17 protein-coding genes are annotated in these 22,103 nt (G+C 41.3%); 3 read left to right on the top strand and 14 right to left on the bottom strand.

The annotated features are described in order from the left end of the window. Window positions 1–13: 13 nt before the first annotated feature. From HMPREF0766_RS10665 to HMPREF0766_RS10690, 6 genes are all read right to left on the bottom strand, one after another. Window positions 14–328, bottom strand: coding sequence for a DciA family protein (locus tag HMPREF0766_RS10665; protein WP_002996847.1), 315 nt, complete (start codon window positions 326–328; stop codon window positions 14–16). Further along, window positions 321–1,427 carry a DNA replication/repair protein RecF gene (gene recF, locus HMPREF0766_RS10670; RefSeq protein ID WP_002996849.1) on the bottom strand — a complete coding sequence of 369 codons (1,107 nt, stop codon included), beginning with the start codon at window positions 1,425–1,427 and terminating at the stop codon, window positions 321–323. The genes HMPREF0766_RS10665 and recF overlap by 8 nt, the downstream gene beginning before the upstream one ends. A 37-nt stretch (window positions 1,428–1,464) precedes the next feature. Further along, entirely contained in the window at window positions 1,465–1,764 is a 300-nt protein-coding gene (locus HMPREF0766_RS10675) for a DUF4834 family protein (RefSeq protein ID WP_002996851.1), read from the bottom strand. Between the two features lie 86 nt (window positions 1,765–1,850). Beyond that, complete coding sequence (locus HMPREF0766_RS10680) at window positions 1,851–2,354, bottom strand: hypothetical protein (RefSeq protein WP_002996853.1); 504 nt, start codon at window positions 2,352–2,354, stop codon at window positions 1,851–1,853. Then, window positions 2,347–3,678, bottom strand: coding sequence for a tRNA lysidine(34) synthetase TilS (gene tilS / locus HMPREF0766_RS10685; RefSeq protein WP_002996856.1), 1,332 nt, complete (start codon window positions 3,676–3,678; stop codon window positions 2,347–2,349). The genes HMPREF0766_RS10680 and tilS overlap by 8 nt, the downstream gene beginning before the upstream one ends. A 161-nt stretch (window positions 3,679–3,839) precedes the next feature. Further along, window positions 3,840–5,372 (bottom strand): TlpA family protein disulfide reductase, encoded by a 1,533-nt coding sequence (locus tag HMPREF0766_RS10690; RefSeq protein ID WP_002996859.1) that lies wholly within the window; start codon window positions 5,370–5,372, stop codon window positions 3,840–3,842. A 180-nt stretch (window positions 5,373–5,552) separates the two neighbouring features. Here HMPREF0766_RS10690 and HMPREF0766_RS10695 point away from each other — a divergent pair, with 180 nt between their 5' ends. After that, entirely contained in the window at window positions 5,553–7,949 is a 2,397-nt protein-coding gene (locus tag HMPREF0766_RS10695) for an OstA-like protein (RefSeq protein WP_002996863.1), read from the top strand. A 67-nt stretch (window positions 7,950–8,016) separates the two neighbouring features. Here HMPREF0766_RS10695 and HMPREF0766_RS10700 read toward each other — a convergent pair whose 3' ends face one another. The 5 genes from HMPREF0766_RS10700 to HMPREF0766_RS10720 form a co-directional block, all read right to left on the bottom strand. Continuing rightward, window positions 8,017–8,982 carry a glycosyl transferase family 90 gene (locus HMPREF0766_RS10700; protein ID WP_002996866.1) on the bottom strand — a complete coding sequence of 322 codons (966 nt, stop codon included), beginning with the start codon at window positions 8,980–8,982 and terminating at the stop codon, window positions 8,017–8,019. Then, on the bottom strand, window positions 8,979–9,554 hold the full coding sequence (locus HMPREF0766_RS10705) for a non-canonical purine NTP diphosphatase (protein ID WP_002996869.1): 576 nt from the start codon (window positions 9,552–9,554) through the stop codon (window positions 8,979–8,981). The genes HMPREF0766_RS10700 and HMPREF0766_RS10705 overlap by 4 nt, the downstream gene beginning before the upstream one ends. A gap of 98 nt (window positions 9,555–9,652) precedes the next feature. Next, a complete protein-coding gene (locus tag HMPREF0766_RS10710) occupies window positions 9,653–10,207 on the bottom strand; it encodes a hypothetical protein (protein ID WP_002996872.1) in 555 nt (184 codons plus the stop codon). A gap of 24 nt (window positions 10,208–10,231) precedes the next feature. Next, window positions 10,232–11,212 carry a deoxyhypusine synthase family protein gene (locus HMPREF0766_RS10715; protein ID WP_002996875.1) on the bottom strand — a complete coding sequence of 327 codons (981 nt, stop codon included), beginning with the start codon at window positions 11,210–11,212 and terminating at the stop codon, window positions 10,232–10,234. A gap of 117 nt (window positions 11,213–11,329) precedes the next feature. Beyond that, window positions 11,330–12,427: a mandelate racemase/muconate lactonizing enzyme family protein gene (locus HMPREF0766_RS10720; protein ID WP_002996878.1), complete on the bottom strand. Its 1,098-nt coding sequence runs from the start codon at window positions 12,425–12,427 to the stop codon at window positions 11,330–11,332. Between the two features lie 199 nt (window positions 12,428–12,626). Between HMPREF0766_RS10720 and gltB the strand changes: the two genes are divergently transcribed. After that, window positions 12,627–17,144 carry a glutamate synthase large subunit gene (gene gltB / locus HMPREF0766_RS10725; RefSeq protein WP_002996881.1) on the top strand — a complete coding sequence of 1,506 codons (4,518 nt, stop codon included), beginning with the start codon at window positions 12,627–12,629 and terminating at the stop codon, window positions 17,142–17,144. 12 nt (window positions 17,145–17,156) lie between these two features. After that, on the top strand, window positions 17,157–18,623 hold the full coding sequence (locus HMPREF0766_RS10730) for a glutamate synthase subunit beta (protein WP_002996884.1): 1,467 nt from the start codon (window positions 17,157–17,159) through the stop codon (window positions 18,621–18,623). Between the two features lie 129 nt (window positions 18,624–18,752). On the opposite strand, the gene HMPREF0766_RS10735 is transcribed toward HMPREF0766_RS10730, so the two are convergent. Genes HMPREF0766_RS10735 through tgt form a run of 3 tightly spaced genes read right to left on the bottom strand, consistent with a single transcriptional unit; the run spans window position 18,753 to window position 21,909 of the window. Beyond that, window positions 18,753–19,664, bottom strand: coding sequence for a DMT family transporter (locus HMPREF0766_RS10735; RefSeq protein WP_002996888.1), 912 nt, complete (start codon window positions 19,662–19,664; stop codon window positions 18,753–18,755). Between the two features lie 12 nt (window positions 19,665–19,676). Then, window positions 19,677–20,756, bottom strand: a complete 1,080-nt coding sequence (locus HMPREF0766_RS10740; protein WP_002996890.1) for an LptF/LptG family permease — start codon at window positions 20,754–20,756, stop codon at window positions 19,677–19,679. A gap of 22 nt (window positions 20,757–20,778) precedes the next feature. After that, on the bottom strand, window positions 20,779–21,909 hold the full coding sequence (gene tgt, locus HMPREF0766_RS10745) for a tRNA guanosine(34) transglycosylase Tgt (protein ID WP_002996893.1): 1,131 nt from the start codon (window positions 21,907–21,909) through the stop codon (window positions 20,779–20,781). Window positions 21,910–22,103: the final 194 nt, after the last annotated feature.

Below are 22,103 nucleotides of genomic sequence, written 5' to 3' on the forward strand. Positions count from 1 at the left end.
ACCTGTACTCTTTTTAAAGAATAATCAATTCTTCAATAACAACCTGCCCTACATATTCATTGAGGCGACCTATAATCTGTCTGCGCATGAGAGCCAACTCATTTTTGATCACGGCAGATTCCACCTTAACATACATCTTCCGGTCTTTGATATAGATTTTCTGGGTACGGTTGGCAATTGCTTTACCAATAATTTCAGGCCAGGCATTGACAATAGAAGATTCGTCAAATTTACGACGCAGACGATAGGTATCAACCCATTTTTCAATAGCCTGTTTGATACCAATATCATCGTTGGAATGAATTTCGTCTACTTTCTTCTTATACATCTTGTATTGCGCCTCCTTTGATATCAAAGATACGGATTGGTTGTGCGATTTCCTCAAAAATTCTTTGCACACGTTCCGAATCTGTATCCGTCAGGAAGATCTGACCGAAATCATCTTCCGAAACCATCTGCATCAGTTTGCGAGTGCGTCTTTCATCCAGTTTATCAAAGATATCATCCAGCAGCAACAAAGGCTTGAAGCCTTTTCTTGACTGAAGAAAACTATACTGAGCTAATTTTAATGCAATGAGAAATGATTTTTGCTGTCCCTGAGAGCCGAATTTCTTTAATGGCATACCCTCGTGTATCGTAAAGAGCAGGTCATCCTTGTGTATGCCCTGAGAGGTTCTTTCCAACGCCCGGTCACGTTCCAGATTTCTATCCAGCAAGTCCTGAAAATCAATGGTCATCAACGGAGATTCGTAGACCAGAGATACCTGTTCGGCACTTTCTGTCAGAAAATGATAATGCTTTTCAAATTCAGGAAGAAAATCTTTCATAAATTGCTGACGCTTCTCAAAAATCTGTGCGCCGACCTCTACGAGCTGCAGGTTTAATACTTCCAGTAATCCCAGGTCGAGTTGTCCGCTTTCCCGGGCTTGTTTCAGCATGATATTGCGCTGAAGTATTACTTTATTATATGTGATAAGTTTGTCCAGATAGTGATGATCCGTCTGCGAGATCACATTATCCATAAACTTGCGACGCTCCTCACTTCCATCAGTGATGATCATACTGTCATTCGGGGAGATCATGACGAGTGGAAACTGGCCGATATGATCGGCAAGTCGCGGATAGTCCTTTTTATTCTTTTTAAACTGTTTTTTTTGATTCTTTTTAAGACTGCAGGAGATAACATCGGTACGGGTATCATTTTCAAATGATCCTTGTACCATAAACCAATCCATTCCCTGCTTGATATGCTGGGAATCAATTGGATTGAAATAACTTTTACACAGGGAAAGGTAATGTATAGCGTCTAAAAGGTTGGTTTTACCGGCACCGTTCTCTCCGGCGAAAGCATTTACTTCCGGCAAAAATTCCAGAGCGGATTCTGTATAATTTTTAAAATTTAAAACAGATAATTGTTTTAACCACATAGACCGCAAAGATAACCTTTTTAAAAAGGAAAAGTGCTTATTTTATCTCTTCGAAGTCTACAAACTCTCCGGCTGTAGCTGTTCCGGGTCTGCGCTTTTCTTCTTTTTTAGAAGGAGCATATTCTACACGTACTCTTCCTTCATCGGCACGTGTCTGCTGTTCATACTGTTGATATCCAAACGGACCGTTACCAGTGGTATATTGTGATTGCTGAGCCTTTTTCATAATACGCTCCGCTGCTTTACGCATAGCGAATGGTAAAATTAATCTGAAAAGAAACCTTACTATGAAATAAACAGCGAAAGCTATCAATAAAAATTTCAATAATGGAGCCATACTAATTCGTTGCTTTTTCTCAAATTTAATAAATAATAGAAGAGATACCTTGTGTTTTTGTCAGAGAAAAATCACTTAACAAAATTTTAATCTTTTCTGAGCTTCCGTGCGTATTCTACAGCTTTATAGAATTCTTCCTGTTTGTGCGTACCTATTACATACACCAGACCATCCTTATCTGTCAGCCAGATGGCATCATTACCGCCGGAATAAAAGCGGATTTTACCGTTTTTATGCAGGTTATACACCGGATTATTAAAGATAAAGGTGCTGTATTTTTTCTTCTCTACTTTTGCGATGCTGTTGAGGTCTATCTTGACCAGACGTGTTGTCCAGAGCCCGCTGATACTCACGCAGTTCTCCCTTACAACTGTTCGGTAATGTAACATATACATCATTAATATAGATACCAGGATAACAGCCACACCTACAATAAAAAACAACTGACGTGAAGCCAGATGATCCAGATTGAGATAGTAAGCAATAAAACAGAACAACGCTAAGATCAGTCTGACACTGATCCAGGTCTTATCTCTACCCAGATACTGTTGCTCTACAAATAAGTTTGGCTCTTCCATATAATTATTCACAGACTAAAGTAAATACTTTTTTTGTATTGTTCGTTATCTTAAACCGATTGTCTAACCTGTAATTGACAATCCAGATAATTTCACCTGTTCCGTCCACCAAGATAGGAATTCGTGCCTTGGCAAAGGAATTTATTTTTTGCTGAATGAAATAATCACTCACTTTTTTCTTTCCCTCCATCCCCAGCGGATAAAAAATATCACCTTCCTGCCAGCTTCTGATCTGTAAGGGAAACTGCAATTTATCCCAATCAATTTTGGCAATATGCTTTTCTTTCACAATGTCTGCTGAAGATGATTTTTCAATATTAAAACGAAAACCCTTCCATTCGGCCTGTTCATCCGATTCCTCAATGCATACCTTCGCTTCTACCTCCGGTCCGGTCGGATGTAAGATGAGGTGTGTACGATCCACTAATAAACGATGGGTGTACGATTCAAAAATACGTCCTGTCCCGTTTTCCCAGGTCGCCACCAGATCTTCCAGTACATTTTTTTGAAAATGATAGGGCTGAAAAAGTTCATACAACAGGGCTGTATTCGTGAGGTATGGTTCCAGACTTTTCTTCTCAATAAGCACCTCTGTGGTGACTTTGTTCTCCTTAAACAACGACTGACGAACAGGATGTACAAAATCCTGAAGAAGCTGGTACGCTCCAGCAAATTTGTCTATACTGGATGTAAAGCTCTGCACAAACTCCGGATTTATCTCTTCCATTAATGGAACGATATTCAATCTGATCTTATTTCTGGCATATTTAACAGAAAAATTAGATTGATCATCTCTGTAGGGAATCTGTAAAAGACGAACTGCCTCCGCGATTTCTGCGGCAAGGAGAAACAACAAGGGCCGGATGATACGTTCGCGCTTCGGTTGTATACCCTGCAGACCCGCAAGACCTGTACCTCTGATCATGTTGAGCAAAACTGTTTCGATGTGATCATTGCGGTGTTGTGCAACCGAGATGTATGCACAGCCCTGAGCAATGCGCAATTCCTCAAACCATTGATAACGCAGCTCCCGGGCTGCCATTTGTATAGAAATCTTATTTTCTTCTGCGTACGCTTGTGTATCAAATCTTTTGACAAAAACAGGAATGCCATACTTTTCCCCAAAGGCTTCGACAAGCTGCTGATCAAGATCGGACTCCTCTCCTCTCAGGGAAAAATTACAATGTGCTATAATCACAGGATAGTTTGATTCCAGAAAAAGTCTGGCCATCAGCATAGAATCCTTTCCTCCGCTTACAGCCAGTACAATTTTATCATCCGGACCAAAAAGCCTGTTTTGACTTACATATCTATGAAATCTTTCCAGCACGTTCATGTACCCAAAGTTAAGGCTTATTTTTTTCTGAAAGTGTGTCTTTTTTGATTACTACGAAGAAAGCTCTCAGATTTTTGCAGTCGCTGTAGTCCTTTAAATGAAGTAAGGATTTTATATGCAGTCTATTTATACGGAAAAATTATTTTTTTATGGTAAGTGCTCTATTGCTTTAATAATTTTTGAAGAACATGAATATCAAAACTTCTGTTCAAATTGATAGTTTTTGTATCGATCTGCCCATTAGGTTTTATTACCGCATAAGTAGGATAACCCTTTCCATTAAACAAAGTCAGGAGTTCATTCATCTGTTCATTCTGCACAAAAATATGTTCTCCCGGCTGTTCCAGTTCCGCTATCTTGTTCTGCCATACAGACTCAGACGAACCTCCATCTGTACATAGATATACAAATGTAACGGGTAAGTTCTCTTTGGCTACCTGTTGTTGTACATTTTTGCTATGAGGCATATTTTGAATACAGGGTGCGCACCAGGTTGCCCAAAGATTCAAAATTATCAATTTGTCCGGGAAAGATGCCTGAATAGATTTCAACAATTCCTCCCCTGTTTTAGCTTCGTTAAGATACATGGAAGCATTAAAATCAGTACTTTTCAAATATTTCCCAATTTTACTGGCCCCTGCATTATCCCGGGTTCCTGTTAATAATCCTTGAATTTTTGCTGATTTTGTTTTCAGGATTATTATCTCCTCTGTAACATATCTCTTGGCCCAATCCGTTTTAAGACCAGTGACCATATCTTTATTAATAGATAGCTGTTCAGCCACATCTTCACTTGAAACCTGAAGTTTTACCAAATCAGCAAAGGCTGGTGGAAATATGGAATCAATCTTGAAAAATAATATCTCTCTGTTGCGTCTCTCTTCTTTTGAATGTAATTTCAGGTTATTAGTGTACCAGTAAAGATATCTTAAGTATTCTCCTGATTCATTTGTGACAGCATACACCGGAGCCAATAGCTCTGTGATATCGGTAATTTCCATTTTATGAAATAGCAGATATTTAATCTTGGTCGATAAAAACTGGTTTTCCGTTTCACTTTCAATAATATGCTGAGCTATATTACGGTTTTCAACTAAAAACTGAGAATCAATCTTCCTTTTTAACATAAAAAGAGAGTCTGTTTTTTCCATGAACCGGAGATCTTCCACCTTCAGGTTATATAAATTCTCATAAAAATCAGGGAGATGTTTTTTGTTGTAAAGAATATATGTATTCAGCACTCGGTTGATCTCCCCATCTTTACCCGAAAATTCCATCCCCTCCCCCAACATATAGACTTTCTGTTTTTTCAGCCGTTCCAGATCGAAAGTAAGGTTGAGTCCCTCATTGATGTACAAACAAGAATACACATAATCACCTAAAGAAAACCAGATCTGTTGGTACGGAAGCACGCTTGGCAGTATATATGTAAAACTTCCATCAGCAGCAATACGGATGGAATTATTAACCTGAGTAGGTTCATTAGGACGAACCAAGGTCAGGCTGACCGCAAGTTGTTTCAATTCGTTTTCTGTTGCATTCAATATTGTGCCTTTGATTACCGGATTTTGACGTCCCTCATCATATCTGTCATCAAATTTAATATCAGTTAATGCAATGAAGGCATCCTGAGCGTACGCGAAGTGACTGATTAAGACCAGAAGGCCATTGACAATTAAATGCAATCCTTTCATAATATGTTTAAGTTGACAAAGGTTTAATTTATCTTACGAGCTGAAAAATAGACAATTTTATTCTTCTGATAAAATCTTATTGTACTCTGAATTCCCGGATGTTATAATAAACGAGATTGGTTTTAATGAAAATTTTTGCTTTAACAATTATTTGCACTTTATTTGCATATTTTTGCTGCTGTGAAACGATTATTCCTTTTTGTCTTAACATATATTTTCTGTCTGTTTGCATCCGCTCAGCAGCCACAGCCTACGGGAGATCAGCTCAAGCTCGTCTCATCATCCAGTATGCGCCTGGTCAAAAATCCGGATCGTACTATTTATTACAGACCTGTTTTTGAACATAAGGGAAGTACCTTGTCTGCTGACAGCGGATATATGTATGAGGATGCGATCGGAAGACAATTTTTTGAAGCCTTTGACAATGTCGTCATTACACAGCCCAGCGGTACAATCATCTATTCAGACAAACTTCATTATGATGCAGCTCCTCAGGTTGCCACATTGACACGTAATGTGCGTATGGTCGACAGATCATCTGTACTGACTACGAACTACCTGACCTACAATATGCGCAGCAAAGTCGGCACCTATACTGGTGGAGGGCGGATTGTCAGCAAAGGAGACACCATTACCTCTAAAAATGCCTATTACTTTGAGAATACACAGGATGCGTATTTCAGAAATAAGGTAGTCGTCAGAACCCCTGACGTCAGGATCTATACCGATACCATGCGTTATAATTCCGTTCAACGGGTTACTTATTTCTTCGGTCCGACCAACATTAAAGGAAACAAAGGCGAGAATCTATACACGGAAAAAGGAAATTACAATACGGCCACCGGTGTAGCCCGCTTCTCTAAAAACAACCTGTACACTGAAGGTTCTAAGTTTCTGAAAGGTGACAGTTTGTATTACGACAGAGCTACAGGAGAAGGTAAAGCGTACCGAAACGTAGTTTTTGTAGATACAGTTGATAAATTCTATGCCAATGGCGGATACGGATTGTATAAACAGTCGGATGAATCTATCACCATGACAGATAAGCCATTGGTTACGATGGTGATCAAAAAAGACTCAACCAGTACCAGCGACTCTACTTCTGCCAAGCCTGTAGAAAAAGAGGAGAAGAGTAAAAAGTCCGGCAAGGAAAAAACGGTAGAAAAAAAGAAATCCAAAGAAGAGGAATCCTTTAAGGAAATCAGCCCGATTACACCCGTTTCCAAAGACTCGGTATCTGCTACTGTCAAACCTGAACCGCAGGTAGATTCAGCTTATATGACAGCTGACACCTTATATTCCAAGGTAATCTTTCTGAAAGACTATAAAGCACTCGATTTCAAGCTCGACCGGAATGGCGGGCTCATAGAGGAAATAGCGGATGAAGACTACGGTGATGATGACGGCAATGAAAATACGGATAGCCTGTCCATGTCAGGCAATATAAGTGATCTGTCAGATTCGATTCAAACAGATAGTGTACATATAGAAGGATTAAAATCTGACTCTGCCAAAACTGTCATAAAGCAAGTCAAAGAGACAAGCAAAACCATCACCAAAACCAGCACAGCCCCACCTAAAAAACCTGCTGTCGTACAGGAAAAAGGAGATCCGAATAAAATATTAATCGGTAAGACCCTGGCAGCAGACAGTGTACTCAGACACCGAACGGTATTGCCTAAAGGCAATGAGAGTGACAGTCTGATCAATAAAGCTTTATTAGTTGCCAAATCGCCTGACTCTGTCACGACCACTCCAAAAGACAGTGCTTATCTGGATACAGCACGTACGCGGATTATCATAGCACATTATAATGTGCGTATGTTCAAGTCTGACCTGCAGGCAGTCGCTGATTCTGTATATTACGGCATGGCCGACTCCATGTTCAGGTTTATGGGACGCCCTATGATATGGGCCGAAGGATCGCAAATCTCGGCAGATACGCTGTACTTACAGATCAAAGAGCAACGTCTGGACAATATGTTATTGGTGAACAGTGCATTCATGGTTAATGCCGTACTGGATACCATTAAATTCAACCAGCTCAAAGGGAGAAAGATTACAGGCTTCTTTGCAGGCAATAATCTGGATCGTTTATTTGTTGACGGGAATGCGGAAAACATGATTTTCGTGGTCAATGAAGAGAAAAAAGTCATCACCGAAATGTTTCATGACCGCAGCAGCCGGATCAAGATTCTGATGGAAAATCGTAAGATCAAGGATTACGTCTCGATCCGCAAGGTGGATGGCAAAGTATATCCGTTGAGTATGGTGACCAATGAGAATGAAGTATTGCCCGGATTTATATGGAGGCCGGAAGACCGCCCGGTGTCTAAGGAAGATTTACTTAACAGAAAACGTGAAATCCCTAAAGATATAAACACTCCTGCAACGGGTTCTTCCGCCGGCAGCAAGTCTGCTTCTAAGGATCCTGTGGCGGAAAAGAAAGATCCGAAAGAGGGGATTAAAACGGACGTCAAAAAGCCTGCAGATCAAAAGACTGAACCAAAAAAAGTAAATCAGGAATCTAAAAATCCGGTCAAAGAGGAGTCTGAACCTGTCACAGAAACAAATTAATTGCACGAGGCATTACATTTGCAGCAAAGCTACTTCCGGCTATACGGACAAAGATTTGAGCAAAGAACTAAGTTCCTTGATTTGTCTTTTTGAAATACTTTTCGAGAACCCGCAATGCGATAAGATCTTCTAATTTCCTGTTATTAAACTGTTGAATGTACTGATGTGCATTATCAACAATTTTTTCGGCTTCCTGTGGATGGTCAATATAATAATGCAGCTTTTCTTCCAGATCTGAATAATCGTCTTTAATCTGTATGTAATGGAAATCCGGAATCAGTTTGCCTTCCATAAACCATGTTTCATATTTCGGCAAAGGCATTACTGCAACGGAATTGGAAGACATGATCCATTTGAGATTTGTAGCAACATCATTCCCTTCCAGAGACAGAATAAACTTATAATCCAGATGCTGTTGAATAGAAATAGGCTTACCGTACCATTCCGGATGATCATTATCCATCACGACACTCCCCAGATCACATAGCTGATGACCAAAGTACAATTCGAAGAATCGTTTGCGGTGTTGTTGGTATGCCGCAAATCTTCCGATAAGTAAATCCTTTTTATTTCTGAACGGAATATCATCCCGGATAAAGTTGAAGTGCCGGATCTTATCGAGATTAAGTAAGACAGCATTTTTATTATCTCCTGCGATGGGTCTGCTTTTCACTATTGCGGGATATTCGGGAATATCCACCACATCACCGGGAATCATCTGCAGCCTGAGTTTAGGATCAAAATAGCGGACATACTCTTTAGTATCAAAGTAATATACCCGTATTTTTTCAGGAATTTTAAACTCAGCTATTGGCATAGCAGAAGAAGCCAGAGAAGTATTCACCTGAAGTTTATTGTAATAATTCACCCGCTCTTCCAGTACTTTACTGTCGAATTTATATGCTGACTGAAGTTTGGATTTCAACCGGGATCTATACCAGAATGAATTAGGAATCTCTCTTAAAAGCGCTTTAAAATAATAGGCGATCTTAAAATTTTTATTCTTAAAAATGATCCGTTTTATATTGATCATAGGGATTTTAGAAAACCTGTCAATGCCTTGACAGCTATAGAACGATGACTGATTCCATTTTTTTCATCTACACTCATTTCTGCAAATGTCTTGTCATATCCGTCCGGAATAAAAATCGGATCATACCCGAATCCTTCGGCTCCTCTCCTTTCAGAAATAATTGTTCCTGTGATAGCACCTTCAAAGAAATGCTGTTGTTCATTCAGAAATAGGGATATAACTGTACGGAATCTGGCTTTACGGTTTTCACTGTCCGCTAATTTTTCAAGAACCAGATCAATATTACGTTCCATATCTCTTGATCCCGAGTAACGGGCCGAGTATACACCCGGTTCATTATTGATTGCTTCGATTTCTAATCCTGAGTCATCTCCGAAACAATATAAGCCATACTTATTAACAAGATAATCTGTCTTCTGCTTTGCATTTTCTTCAAAGGTATCTCCGGTTTCTGGAATATCATCCTGACAGTTGATATCATCCAGACTTTTGATCATAAAAGCATCCCCTACTATGGCGCGGACTTCATCCAGTTTATGTGCATTATTTGTTGCAAAAATTAATTCGATCATATGTACAAATTAAAAAATAAAAATTAAGAAAAGACGCGCCAGGCTAAAAAACTTTAGCTGGAAAACGTATTCTCAATACAAAAGATTATTGAAGCTGACTAAGAAGCTATAAAAGTTTTAAATTCTATCCAGAATGCCTTTTTCTTCTCTATATCTACAAACATTTCCTCAAAACTATAAGTATTGAATACCGTGGCGACACGACCTTTCATATAAGAGTTATGCGGTATATGCGGTAAAACAAGAGAGGTAGGTTCAACGCCCAGCAGAATAATTTTTGTCGGAGAGAAAAACTGCATAATGCGTTTGAAATCATTTGGATTGTGTAGATTTGCCAGATTGACAACTGCCACATCGGATGGGGAAAGCTGGAGCGCACCAATTGTTTTGACAAAAGCTTCCTGAGCGCCTGCCGAGAAATACGGATACTCCTGATAGCGTAAAATAAAGACGATCCCTTTATCTTTATTTCCCTGATAAATAAACTCCTCTGTCACATCCGTTTTCACTTCTGCAGACAGAGGAGTCTGTATAGACGTTGCTTCCAAAAATTCATCCTTCTGACTATGCGCAAAGGACTGCCCGGCAGAAAACAATGTCTCTGACATGAGTGCTTTGATAGCAGCAGGATTATCGGTGAGCAAATTCTTCATGTATAGCGTATGCTAAAGTTAATTCTATTGACCCAATACGTAAGCAAATACCAAAGGCGCCACAATAGTCGCATCAGATTCAATAACAAACTTAGGTGTATCGATATCTAATTTGCCCCAGGTAATTTTTTCATTAGGAACAGCTCCTGAATAAGAACCGTAAGAAGTTGTCGAATCCGAGATCTGACAGAAGTAAGACCAGAACGGAACATCTTCCCATTCCAGATCCTGATACATCATCGGCACCACGCAGATAGGGAAATCACCAGAGATACCACCTGCAATCTGGAAAAATCCTACACCTTTACCGCTGGAGTTTTCACGGTACCATTCTGTCAGGTAGATCATATATTCGATACCGGACTTTACAGTACTGGCTTTCAGATTTCCTTTGATTACATTCGCAGCGAAGATATTTCCTGTAGTAGAATCTTCCCATCCCGGACATATAATAGGCAGGTTTTTTTCAGCAGCAGCTACAATCCATGAATTTTTAGGATCGATCTCGTAGTATTGTTCCAATACACCTGAATTTACGACCTGATACAAGAACTCATGCGGAAGGTAACGCTCACCTTTAGCTTCAGCTGCATGCCATACATCCTCAAGGTGTTTCTGCAAACGACGGAAAGCCTCTTCTTCAGGAATACAGGTATCGGTAACACGGTTGTAGTGATTATCTAATAACTCTCTCTCCTGTTCAGGAGTCAGATCGCGATAGTTCGGAACTCTTTTGTAATGTGAGTGCGCAACCAAGTTCATCACATCCTCTTCCAGATTGGCTCCGGTACAGGAAATAATTGCAACTTTATCCTGACGGATCATCTCAGCTAAAGAAATTCCCAGTTCAGCAGTACTCATTGCACCACCTAAAGAAATTAACATTTTACCACCTTCGTTCAGATGCGCTTCATAACCTTTGGCTGCATCCACCAATGCTGCTGCATTGAAGTGAAGGTAATTTTTCTCAAGAAACTGAGAAATAGGACCTTTTTGTGTACTCATGATAATTATTAATTATATAAAAATTAAGCAACAACAAAGGTAATAATTTGGATTGAGGTAGGGCAAAGATTTATGACTTTCTCTGCCAGTAAAAAGATAATACCAAAAGCCGGATGATCAGATCACCCAACTTTCACATTTCTTCAGATATTCCGGATCAATATCCGCTCCTATACCCGGGGCATCGCTTACTGAAATCCGGTATCCGTCATATTGTACTCCTCCGATTACCGGATCTTCCAGATGCCCGACCATACATGTATCCAGATCATAGAATCTGACCGTTTTAGCAGCATAAGCAAAATGTACTTTCGCAGCTAAAGCCAGACGACTCTCCAGCATACCTCCTATCATACACGGAATACCAAATTCTGCTGCAACAGCATCTATTCGTAAAGCCTCCGCAATACCTCCTGATTTTGAAAATTTGATATTGATATAATCGCAGGCATCTTCACGGCACAGTCGCTCCGCATCATAATGCGAATACACAGATTCATCAGCCATAATCGGAACTATTGTCTCTGTCCGCAACTGGGGAAGCAAATGGTCATTCCATGTCCGCATAGGCTGCTCGCAGTATTGTATTTTAAACGGTTCCAGTCCCTGCAAAGCCTGCACTGCTTGTTCATATGACCAGCCCTGATTTGCATCAATCCGAACCGGCATATCAAAACCTACAGCTTTGCGGATGGCCTTGATGCGGTTAATGTCGGTCTGAGGATCTTTACCCAGTTTCACCTTCAATATCACGGCCCCTTCACGCTGAAGATTTGCGGCTTTTTCAGCCATTTCCTCCGGAGATGCTATACCCAGTGTTATATCAGTCGTAATATCCCGACGTTCGCCTTTTAGAAACTGATATAGCGGCAATCCAGCATGTTTGGATGCAAGATCAAATAAGGCACTGTCAAAAGCGCTTTTAATCGTTTTGTTTCCGGCAATATATAGATCCAGTTCTGCGAGGCGTTCGTGTATAGCCAGCGGATCTTTTCCCTTCCATAGTTTTGCAAAATCACGCGCCAGCACCAGGCAGGTGTTCTGAGTCTCCCCTACAATCATCGGAAATGCAGAACACTCTCCCACTCCATATATTCCTTCATCTGTATTTACCCTGATAAAAGTGTTTTGGGCATAGTCCATTGTACCGGTCGCAATGACAAACGGTTCCATCGGAATACTTAGTCTATAAATCTCAATAGTCGTAATAACCATAATTTATTTGTTTACATCCCAAAAGTACAGAATGTTATTCCAATAACAGAAGCTCCAGGCTAATAAAATACAAAATCAATTAAATTAGTCATATTTAATTAACAAAGAATCAATATAAATTAGATTTATTTGTGAATAATATAAAAATATATGACTTTTATTCCTATATTAGCAAACTGATTATATTTTTGAGGAGAAGATGACAAACGAAAGAATAGAGAAAAAAGGACTTTACGACCCTGATTTTGAACATGACGCATGTGGTGTAGGCTTTGTAGCACATATTAAAGGCCGCAAGTCCCACAACCAGGTTAAGGATGCCTTGACCATGTTAGAAAATATGGAACACCGCGGTGCCTGCGGTTGTGATCCGGAGAGTGGTGACGGCGCAGGGATTATGATCCAGCTGCCTCATGAGTTCCTGTGGGAAGAATGTATTTCATTAGGCATTCAACTCGAAGAGCCTGGCTATTATGGTACAGGAATGTTATTTCTGCCAAAAGAAGCGGAAATGAATACACTTTGCAGGAGCACAGTCGTTGAAGCCTGTGAGGAACGCAATATGCGCTTCCTTGGATTTCGTACTGTACCTGTAAATCGGGAAGGTATAGGTCCGACTGCGCTAAGTGCCGAACCGGAGATCGTTCAATTCTTCGTAGCACGACCAGAAGGAGTGTTTAACACAGAAGAATTCGAACGCAAACTCTTTGTTCTGAGACGTCTAATCATTCAGAAAATCAAAAAACACCAAGAATACCCTCTCCCTATTTATATTGCCTCTCTATCTTGTAAGACTATCATTTATAAAGGTCAGCTTACGACTTATCAGGTAGGCACTTATTTCAAAGATTTGCGGGATCCTCGTGTTGTATCTGCTTTTGGTCTGGTACACTCCCGGTTCTCCACCAATACATTCCCTTCCTGGTCATTAGCACAGCCTTTCAGACATATTGCTCATAACGGGGAAATAAATACACTTACCGGCAACTTAAACTGGTTCTATGCTGGTGTACGCTCGCTCTCATCGCCTTATTTTACAGACGAAGAAATGCAGATTCTACTGCCGGTCGTAGACAAAGGTCAGTCTGATTCAGCCTGTCTGGACAATGTGGTCGAATTGTTATTACACAGCGGCAGAAGTCTGCCTCATGTGATGCTGATGCTGGTACCTGAAGCCTGGGATGGCAACACCCAGATGGATCCACTGAAAAAAGCGTTCTATGAATATCACGCAACACTGATGGAACCGTGGGACGGACCTGCAGCATTGTGTTTCACAGATGGTAAAACTATCGGAGCAACACTAGATCGTAACGGATTAAGACCCTTACGTTATGCTATTACATCAGATGATCGCGTAGTTGTTGCATCAGAAGCCGGAGCATTGCCAGTTCCTGAAAGCTTAATTATCCAAAAAGGCCGTCAACAGCCCGGAAAGATCTTCGTAGTCGACATGGAAGCCGGACGCATCCGCACAGATGAAGAAGTAAAAGGTGAACTTGTCCGCCAGCAACCTTATGGCGAATGGTTAAATAATTACAAAATCCGTCTGGAAGAACTGGCTGAACCGCGTGTCACCTATACCTATTTATCTAAAGAATCCGTTTTCAAATATCAACAAGGGTTCGGTTACTCACGTGAGGATCTGGAAACAATTCTCGCACCGATGGCCCTTACCGGATACGAACCTATCGGATCTATGGGAACTGATGTACCGTTGGCGGTTCTGTCTGATCAGCCTCAGCATCTTTCCAGCTATTTCAAACAGTTCTTCGCTCAGGTTACCAATCCGCCTATAGATCCTATTCGCGAAAGACTGGTCATGAGTCTGGCGACATTTATCGGTAATGCCGGTAATATTCTGATTGAAGATAAAAAATTCTGTCACTGTGTGACATTGCAACATCCTATTCTGACTTCAAGTGAGCTGGAAAAACTTCGCTCGATCGATACAGGTGTATTTCAGGCGAAAACTTTACAACTCTATTTCAAAGCAGACGGTAAACCGGGTTCACTGGAAGATGGCCTGGAAAGACTTTGCCGTTATGCAGATGATGCCGTACGTGACGGATTTGAAGTATTAATCCTTTCGGACAGAGCTATTGATTCACAACATGCACCTATTCCTTCCATATTGGCGGTATCTGCGGTGCACCACCACCTGATCAAAACCGGTAATCGCGGTGCTGTAGGTTTGGTCGTCGAAGCCGGAGATGTCTGGGAAGTACACCATTTTGCTTGTCTGCTGGCATTCGGAGCTACAGCAATCAATCCGTACATGGCACTTGCCAGTATCCGTACGATGAAAGAACAAGGACATCTGGATACCGACCTGACCTGGGATACTTTAAAGAAAAACTATGTAAAAGCTATCTGTGCAGGTTTATTAAAGATATTCTCCAAAATGGGAATATCGACTCTTCAATCCTATCACGGTGCTCAGATCTTTGAGGTACTGGGTATTGATAAATCTGTAGTGGATCAATACTTCTGCGGATCTGTATCCCGCATTGGTGGTCTTTCATTAGACGATATTGCAACAGAAGTTTTGATCAAACACTGGACTGCTTTCGGCAATTCAAGAGTGGAAAAAAACCTTCTTCCCGAAGGTGGTGTCTACCAGTGGAAAAGAAGAGGCGAAGGCCATCTCTGGAATCCGCAGACCGTACACTTATTGCAACAGGCATGCCGTAATAATGATTATGAGTCGTATAAAAAATATGCAGGTCTGATCAACAATCAGAAAGAGAAAATGTATACGCTTCGCGGCTTGCTGGACTTTGCAAAACATCGTACAGCAGTACCTATTGATGAAGTAGAATCTGCAAATGATATTATGAAGCGATTTGCTACAGGAGCGATGTCACTGGGATCTATATCTACCGAAGCGCACAGTACACTGGCTATTGCGATGAACCGTATCGGAGCTAAAAGTAATACCGGTGAAGGTGGAGAAGACGCTTCACGCTTTATTCCTTTAGCAAACGGAGATTCTATGCGCTCGGCTATCAAGCAAGTTGCTTCTGCACGTTTTGGTGTGACATCTCATTACCTGACTGAAGCTGATGAGATACAGATCAAAATGGCACAAGGTGCAAAACCGGGTGAAGGTGGTCAGCTGCCAGGACATAAGGTGAACGACTTCATTGCGAGATTGCGTCACTCTACTCCTGGTGTAGGACTGATCTCTCCTCCTCCGCATCACGATATTTATTCTATCGAAGATTTGGCTCAGCTGATCTTTGACCTTAAAAATGCAAACCGCAAAGCTCGTATCAATGTGAAACTGGTATCTAAAGCAGGTGTAGGTACGATCGCTGCAGGTGTTGCGAAGGCGCATGCGGATGTCATCCTTATTGCCGGATATGACGGCGGTACAGGAGCTTCTCCTATCAGTTCGGTCAAACATGCCGGATTGCCGTGGGAGCTGGGCCTTGCAGAGGCGCATCAGACACTTGTACAAAACAAACTGCGCAGCCGTGTAGTACTACAGGCTGACGGGCAGATGAAAACCGGACGTGATATTGTGATTGCAACGTTACTCGGTGCTGAGGAATGGGGTGTTGCTACAGCAGCTCTTATCGCCGGAGGTTGTATTATGATGCGTAAATGTCATCTGAATACATGTCCTGTGGGCGTAGCTACTCAGGATCCGGAATTACAGAAATTATTCTCCGGTAAGCCGGAAGATATTGTCAATCTGTTCCGCTTCCTGGCTGAAGAAATCCGTGAGACAATGGCGGAACTTGGTTTCCGTACCATCAATGAAATGGTTGGACGTGCACAGTTCCTCAAAAAACGTGAAAACATTCAACACTGGAAAGCTAAGAAAATTGATTTTTCAAGCATTCTGTATGTAGCCAGAAATTCTGCCGGTGAATCTCTTCATAATACGGAAGAGCAGGATCACGGTATGGGTATGATACTGGATTGGGGCTTACTTAAACAAGCGAAAGCGGCTTTCGAAAGCAAAACACCTGTCTTCGGCACATTTCCTGTAAAAAACACAGACCGTACGGTAGGTACCCTGCTTTCCAATGAGATATCCAAGGTATTCGGTGCGGAAGGGTTCCCGGACAACACGATCAACTACAAATTTGAAGGTTCTGCAGGGCAGTCCTTCGGAGCATTCAATACAAAAGGGATTTCTTTTGAACTGGAAGGTGAAGCAAATGATTATGTAGGAAAAGGACTTTGCGGAGCTCAATTAGCTATTTATCCGACAAAAGACAGTCCATTAGTCGCACATGAAAATATCATCATCGGTAATGTGGCTTTATACGGAGCAACTTCCGGACATCTCTTTATCAACGGTATGGCAGGAGAGCGATTTGCAGTGCGCAATTCAGGAGCGACAGCCGTAGTCGAAGGTATCGGAGACCATGGTTGTGAATATATGACAGGTGGCCGTGCACTGATTCTGGGTCCTACAGGCCGTAATTTTGCTGCCGGTATGAGTGGCGGTATTGCCTGGATATACGATATCAACGGTACATTCAGAGAAAACTGTAATATGGAGATGGTAGATCTGGATCCGTTAGATACAGAAGACGAAACGACGATCATTGCCTTATTGAAGCGTCATATCCACCTGACCAAAAGCGAAAGAGCAAATTACATCCTTCAACACTGGGCAGCTGAGAAATCAAGATTTATCAAAGTATTCCCTCGCGAATACAAAAATGTATTACTTAAAAAATTGGTAGAAGCTAAATAAGGGGCAATTGTCATGGGAAAACCAACCGGATTTTTAGAATATGATAGAACACTTCCTAAAAAGGAAGCCGTTGAAAATAGAAAACAACATTATCAGGAGTTTGTAAAGAGCTATTCTGATACACAACTTAATGAGCAGGCTGCGCGTTGCATGAACTGTGGCATCCCTTTTTGTCACTCGGGATGTCCGCTGGGTAATGTGATCCCGGAATTTAATGACGCCGTCTATGACGGAAGATGGGAAGATGCATACAATATCCTGATCTCAACCAATAACTTCCCGGAGTTCACAGGTCGCATATGTCCTGCTCCGTGTGAGTCAGCCTGTGTATTGGGTATAAATAAGCCTCCTGTTGCTATTGAAGAGATCGAGAAACATATTATCGAGATCGCTTTCAAAAACAAATTTGTAAAACCAAACAGAAGCTATTTAAAAACAGGTAAAACAGTAGCAGTTATTGGTGCCGGCCCTGCAGGTCTTGCAGCCGCAGCACAGCTGAATAAAGCGGGACATGATGTCGTGGTATACGAACGTGATGATAAAGTGGGCGGATTGCTCCGTTACGGTATTCCGGATTTCAAACTGGACAAATCGATTATCGACAGACGTATTGAGATCATGGAGCAGTCGGGCATAGTATTCCGTACCAACAGCGAAGTTGGCAAAAATGTCCCGGTATCGGAGCTGGCTCCGTTTGATGCTATTGTACTTACGGGAGGCTCTACTATTCCGCGTAATCTTCAGATTCCTGGTCGTGAACTTAAAGGAGTACATTATGCAATGGAATTCCTGAAACAACAAAACAAACGTGTAGGTCAATCTCCGATAGAAGTGGAAGAAATCACGGCTACCGGTAAAAATGTATTGGTTATCGGCGGTGGTGACACCGGTTCGGACTGTGTAGGTACATCCAATCGTCATGGTGCAGTTTCTGTTACCCAATTTGAACTGATGCCGCAGCCACCGAATGCACGTACCAATGGTATGCCCTGGCCTACTTACCCGATGTTGTTAAAGACAACTACTTCACATGAAGAAGGTTGTCAACGCCATTGGAGTATAAGCACCAAATCATTTGTCGGTGATGACAACGGAAATCTCAAAGGCGCTATCGTAGTTGATCTGGAATGGGAAACCGATACTTTAGGAAGACCTGTCAAATTCACAGAAATAGAAGGTTCTGAACGTGAAATCCCATGTGAACTGGTTACATTGGCTATGGGGTTTTTACATCCGCAACACGAAGGTCTATTGCAACAATTAGGTGTTGCGCTTGACGGAAGAGGAAATGTACAGGCTACCGAAGGTGAATACAGAACATCGGTAGATAAGGTATTCTCCGCCGGAGATATGCGCCGCGGCCAGTCACTGGTTGTATGGGCAATCTCTGAAGGGCGCGAATGTGCCCGCAAAGTTGATGAGTTCTTAATGGGTTCGTCTAATCTTGAAAGCAAAGAGACGATTTATAATTACGCATAATCACCTACCTTATATCTGTAAAGTCCGGTCCGTGGAATCACACCGGACTTTATTATTATATACCGGAGCTATCCGCAAAAAGGTGACAATAGCATTCCAGAATATCCGGAATAAGGACAGCTGCTGATGTCAATGCAACTTACGGATAATAAGATCTTTCTGCCGGTTTTCCATTCGGGTCTTGACATATGGATAAATAAATACAGCCGTCAATACGATCAAAGCTCCCACGTAAAAACCCAGACTCATGGTCTCTTTGTGACCAAATATTAATACAGCAAGGATAATCCCATAGACAGGTTCCAGGTTGGTCGTCAATGCCACAGTAAATGCCGTCAGTTCTTTCATCACAGCTACTCCCATAACATAAGCGACTGCCGTACATACAACACCCAATAGCAATAAATACCACAGGTCTTGCTGACTGAGTTGCATACTGGCATTGAAATCTCCGGAGAAAAGCATAAAAACACTGATCCAGAAAAAAGCGCCCAGCATTTCGTAAAAAGTAATAATAGTAGGACTGGATGATTTCACCATTTTACCATTGAGAATGGAGAATACACTCGCACAGAATGCACATGCGAGACCGCTGATAATGCCAGCCAGATACCGGGTTTCAAATTGAAATATGGTGTATATCCCTAAAATAATAATCAGCCCAATGACGATGTCCAAAGCCGCTATTTTGCGTTTGTATAGCATCGGCTCGAATATCGCGGTATATAAGGTTACCGAAGAGAGCGTTACCAGTGTAACAGATACAGTCGATACTTTTATAGAATAAAAGAACAGCACCCAATGTAAGCCCACCACAGCACCTGTCATAAAGAATTTAAGAAAATCACGCTTACTGACAACGATACTTTGGCGCTTGAATACAAAATATACAGCTAATGCAATGGCAGCAATACCTACTCTGTACCAGACCAGATGAATCGCTGATACGGAGATCAACCCACCTAAAATACCTGTTAAACCCCAAATCAGTACGGTCACGTGCAAAACAAGAATATTGCGGTTAATTTTGATGGAGGGCATGAAAAACAAGAATTATTTTGGCGCTTTATACATCAGATAAAGACCTAAACTCAGGAATATCAGATTCGGAATCATGACTGCAATCAATGGAGGCAAACCTCCTTTGAGCGAGAACATCGTTGAAAACTGAATCAATACAATATATACGAAGCTCAATGCGATACCTAATCCCAGACTTAACCCTATTCCTCCCCTTACCTTTTTGGAAGAAAGAGAAACGCCCATCAGCGTCAGAATAAATGCGGAAAACGGATATATATATCGTTTGTATTTTTCCAGTAACAATTCGGTCATCATACCTGTCCCCCGTGTTTCTTCTTTATCGATACGCTTACTCAGTTCGTCGGTATTCATTGCCGTAAACATATTGTCATATTTTTCAAAGTCCGAGGGCTTCATATCCAGCGTAGTATCTTTCTGATCAGCTTTTTCCATGCGTTCGTTAAGACCGTTGATAACCCGGTTGGTATAATTCTCTATTTTCCATTTGGTAGCAACGGAATCCCAGCGGATCCTGTCTGCAATCATTTTTTCTTTCAGCCGATCAGCATCAAATTTTTCAAGTACAAAATTATACCCTATTTTTTGTCTTGTATCGAAATTATCAATATAGACATACGTATTAGAGTCGATCTGCATATGGGTAGCAGAGATGGATCCTCCGGCCTTATCCGGCTTGACATACACATTCTCAAAACTCACCTTCATCTTATTCGTGCGTGGAATAATATAAATGTTAAACACAAAAGTGACGGCAAAAATGAGGGATGCAGCTATCATATATGGCCTCAACATTCGGTTGAAGCTCATTCCACCACTCAGAATAGGTACGATCTCCGTCTGATCTGCCATCTTGGATGTAAAGAAAATAACGGCAATAAAGTTGATCAGCGGAGATAAAAAATTCAGATAAAAAGGAATAAATCCGGCGTAATACTGAAATACTATTTTGGAGATCGGCGCTTTATATTGCAGGAAATTATCCAGTTTTTCGGAAACGTCAAAAATAACCATGACTACAGTAAAAATAGCCATAGTGAAGACGAACGTCGACAAATACTTCTTAATAATATACCAATCTATTATTTTCATGAATCGCAGCTTACGCGTTAGCTTACAACCGTTGTCCTAAAATTTTGACCATTTTGTTTTTCCACTCATAAAATGTGCCATCCACAATTTTCTCACGAGCCTGATTAACAAGCCAAAGATAAAAATGTAAATTATGTAATGAAGCAATTTGGGCTCCTAAAATTTCCTGTGAACGAATCAGGTGTCTGAGGTAGGCTTTAGTATATACCTGATCGGCCATCAGATCACTTTCGGGCTCTATCGGAGAGAAGTCATCTTTCCATTTTTCATTCTTGATATTAATAGTTCCGTTCTGTGTAAATAACATACCATTACGTGCATTACGCGTAGGCATTACACAGTCAAACATATCGATACCCAGTGCAATATTCTCAAGCAAATTAATCGGAGTACCCACTCCCATCAGGTAACGTGGTTTTTCGGTTGGCAATATATTACATACGACTTCTGTCATAGCATACATTTCTTCTGCCGGCTCTCCAACGGATAATCCACCTATGGCATTTCCTTCCCTGTTAAAAGAAGCAATGACTTCTGCAGATTTTTCACGTAAATCTTTATACACGGATCCCTGTACAATCGGGAAAAGTGTCTGATCGTATCCATATAACGGACCTGTAGTATCAAACCGGTCACAACAACGCTTCAGCCAGCGATGTGTCATATCCAGAGAACGGCGCGCATATCCATAGTCGCAGGGATAAGGAGTACATTCGTCAAATGCCATAATGATATCTGCACCGATAACACGTTGTGTATCCATGACATTCTCCGGTGTAAACAGATGTTTGGAACCATCTACATGTGATCTGAATGTTACACCTTCTTCTTTGATCTTACGCACTTCAGTCAGAGAATATACCTGATAACCTCCGCTATCTGTCAGAATAGGGCGATCCCATCCGATAAACTTGTGAAGCCCTCCTGCTTTATTAAGGACATCCAGTCCCGGGCGCAGATATAAATGATACGTATTACCAAGGATAATCTGCGCTTCAATATCCTGTTTCAGTTCATGCTGATGTACGGCTTTGACCGTACCGGCGGTACCGACAGGCATAAAGATGGGCGTCTGAATTTTACCATGAGCCGTTTCGATTTCCCCGGCACGGGCTTTAGAAAATTTATCGTTTGCTTGAAGCGTGAATTTCATGAATTAACCTCTCTATCTGTCAGAAACATACAGTCAGGATCTACCTTTATGTATTTCTTCTGTATTTGACCGTACACCGGCCATTAAAAAACACCTGCAAAAGTACTACAAATTATGGCATCTCTACACATCTCTCCTATAAATATTGCAATCAAATCGCTCACTTTGACAATAAATAACTAATTTTAACGCTC

This window comes from Sphingobacterium spiritivorum ATCC 33861 (assembly GCF_000143765.1).
Lineage (GTDB): Bacteria > Bacteroidota > Bacteroidia > Sphingobacteriales > Sphingobacteriaceae > Sphingobacterium > Sphingobacterium spiritivorum.

Coding starts and splice junctions, on each gene's coding strand:
- HMPREF0766_RS10665 (WP_002996847.1), bottom strand. CDS start 328: ATGTATAAGAAGAAAGTAGACGAAATTCATTCCAACGATGATATTGGT.
- recF (WP_002996849.1), bottom strand. CDS start 1,427: ATGTGGTTAAAACAATTATCTGTTTTAAATTTTAAAAATTATACAGAA.
- HMPREF0766_RS10675 (WP_002996851.1), bottom strand. CDS start 1,764: ATGGCTCCATTATTGAAATTTTTATTGATAGCTTTCGCTGTTTATTTC.
- tilS (WP_002996856.1), bottom strand. CDS start 3,678: ATGAACGTGCTGGAAAGATTTCATAGATATGTAAGTCAAAACAGGCTT.
- HMPREF0766_RS10690 (WP_002996859.1), bottom strand. CDS start 5,372: ATGAAAGGATTGCATTTAATTGTCAATGGCCTTCTGGTCTTAATCAGT.
- HMPREF0766_RS10700 (WP_002996866.1), bottom strand. CDS start 8,982: ATGATCAATATAAAACGGATCATTTTTAAGAATAAAAATTTTAAGATC.
- HMPREF0766_RS10705 (WP_002996869.1), bottom strand. CDS start 9,554: ATGATCGAATTAATTTTTGCAACAAATAATGCACATAAACTGGATGAA.
- HMPREF0766_RS10710 (WP_002996872.1), bottom strand. CDS start 10,207: ATGAAGAATTTGCTCACCGATAATCCTGCTGCTATCAAAGCACTCATG.
- HMPREF0766_RS10715 (WP_002996875.1), bottom strand. CDS start 11,212: ATGAGTACACAAAAAGGTCCTATTTCTCAGTTTCTTGAGAAAAATTAC.
- HMPREF0766_RS10720 (WP_002996878.1), bottom strand. CDS start 12,427: ATGGTTATTACGACTATTGAGATTTATAGACTAAGTATTCCGATGGAA.
- gltB (WP_002996881.1), top strand. CDS start 12,627: ATGACAAACGAAAGAATAGAGAAAAAAGGACTTTACGACCCTGATTTT.
- HMPREF0766_RS10730 (WP_002996884.1), top strand. CDS start 17,157: ATGGGAAAACCAACCGGATTTTTAGAATATGATAGAACACTTCCTAAA.
- HMPREF0766_RS10735 (WP_002996888.1), bottom strand. CDS start 19,664: ATGCCCTCCATCAAAATTAACCGCAATATTCTTGTTTTGCACGTGACC.
- HMPREF0766_RS10740 (WP_002996890.1), bottom strand. CDS start 20,756: ATGAAAATAATAGATTGGTATATTATTAAGAAGTATTTGTCGACGTTC.
- tgt (WP_002996893.1), bottom strand. CDS start 21,909: ATGAAATTCACGCTTCAAGCAAACGATAAATTTTCTAAAGCCCGTGCC.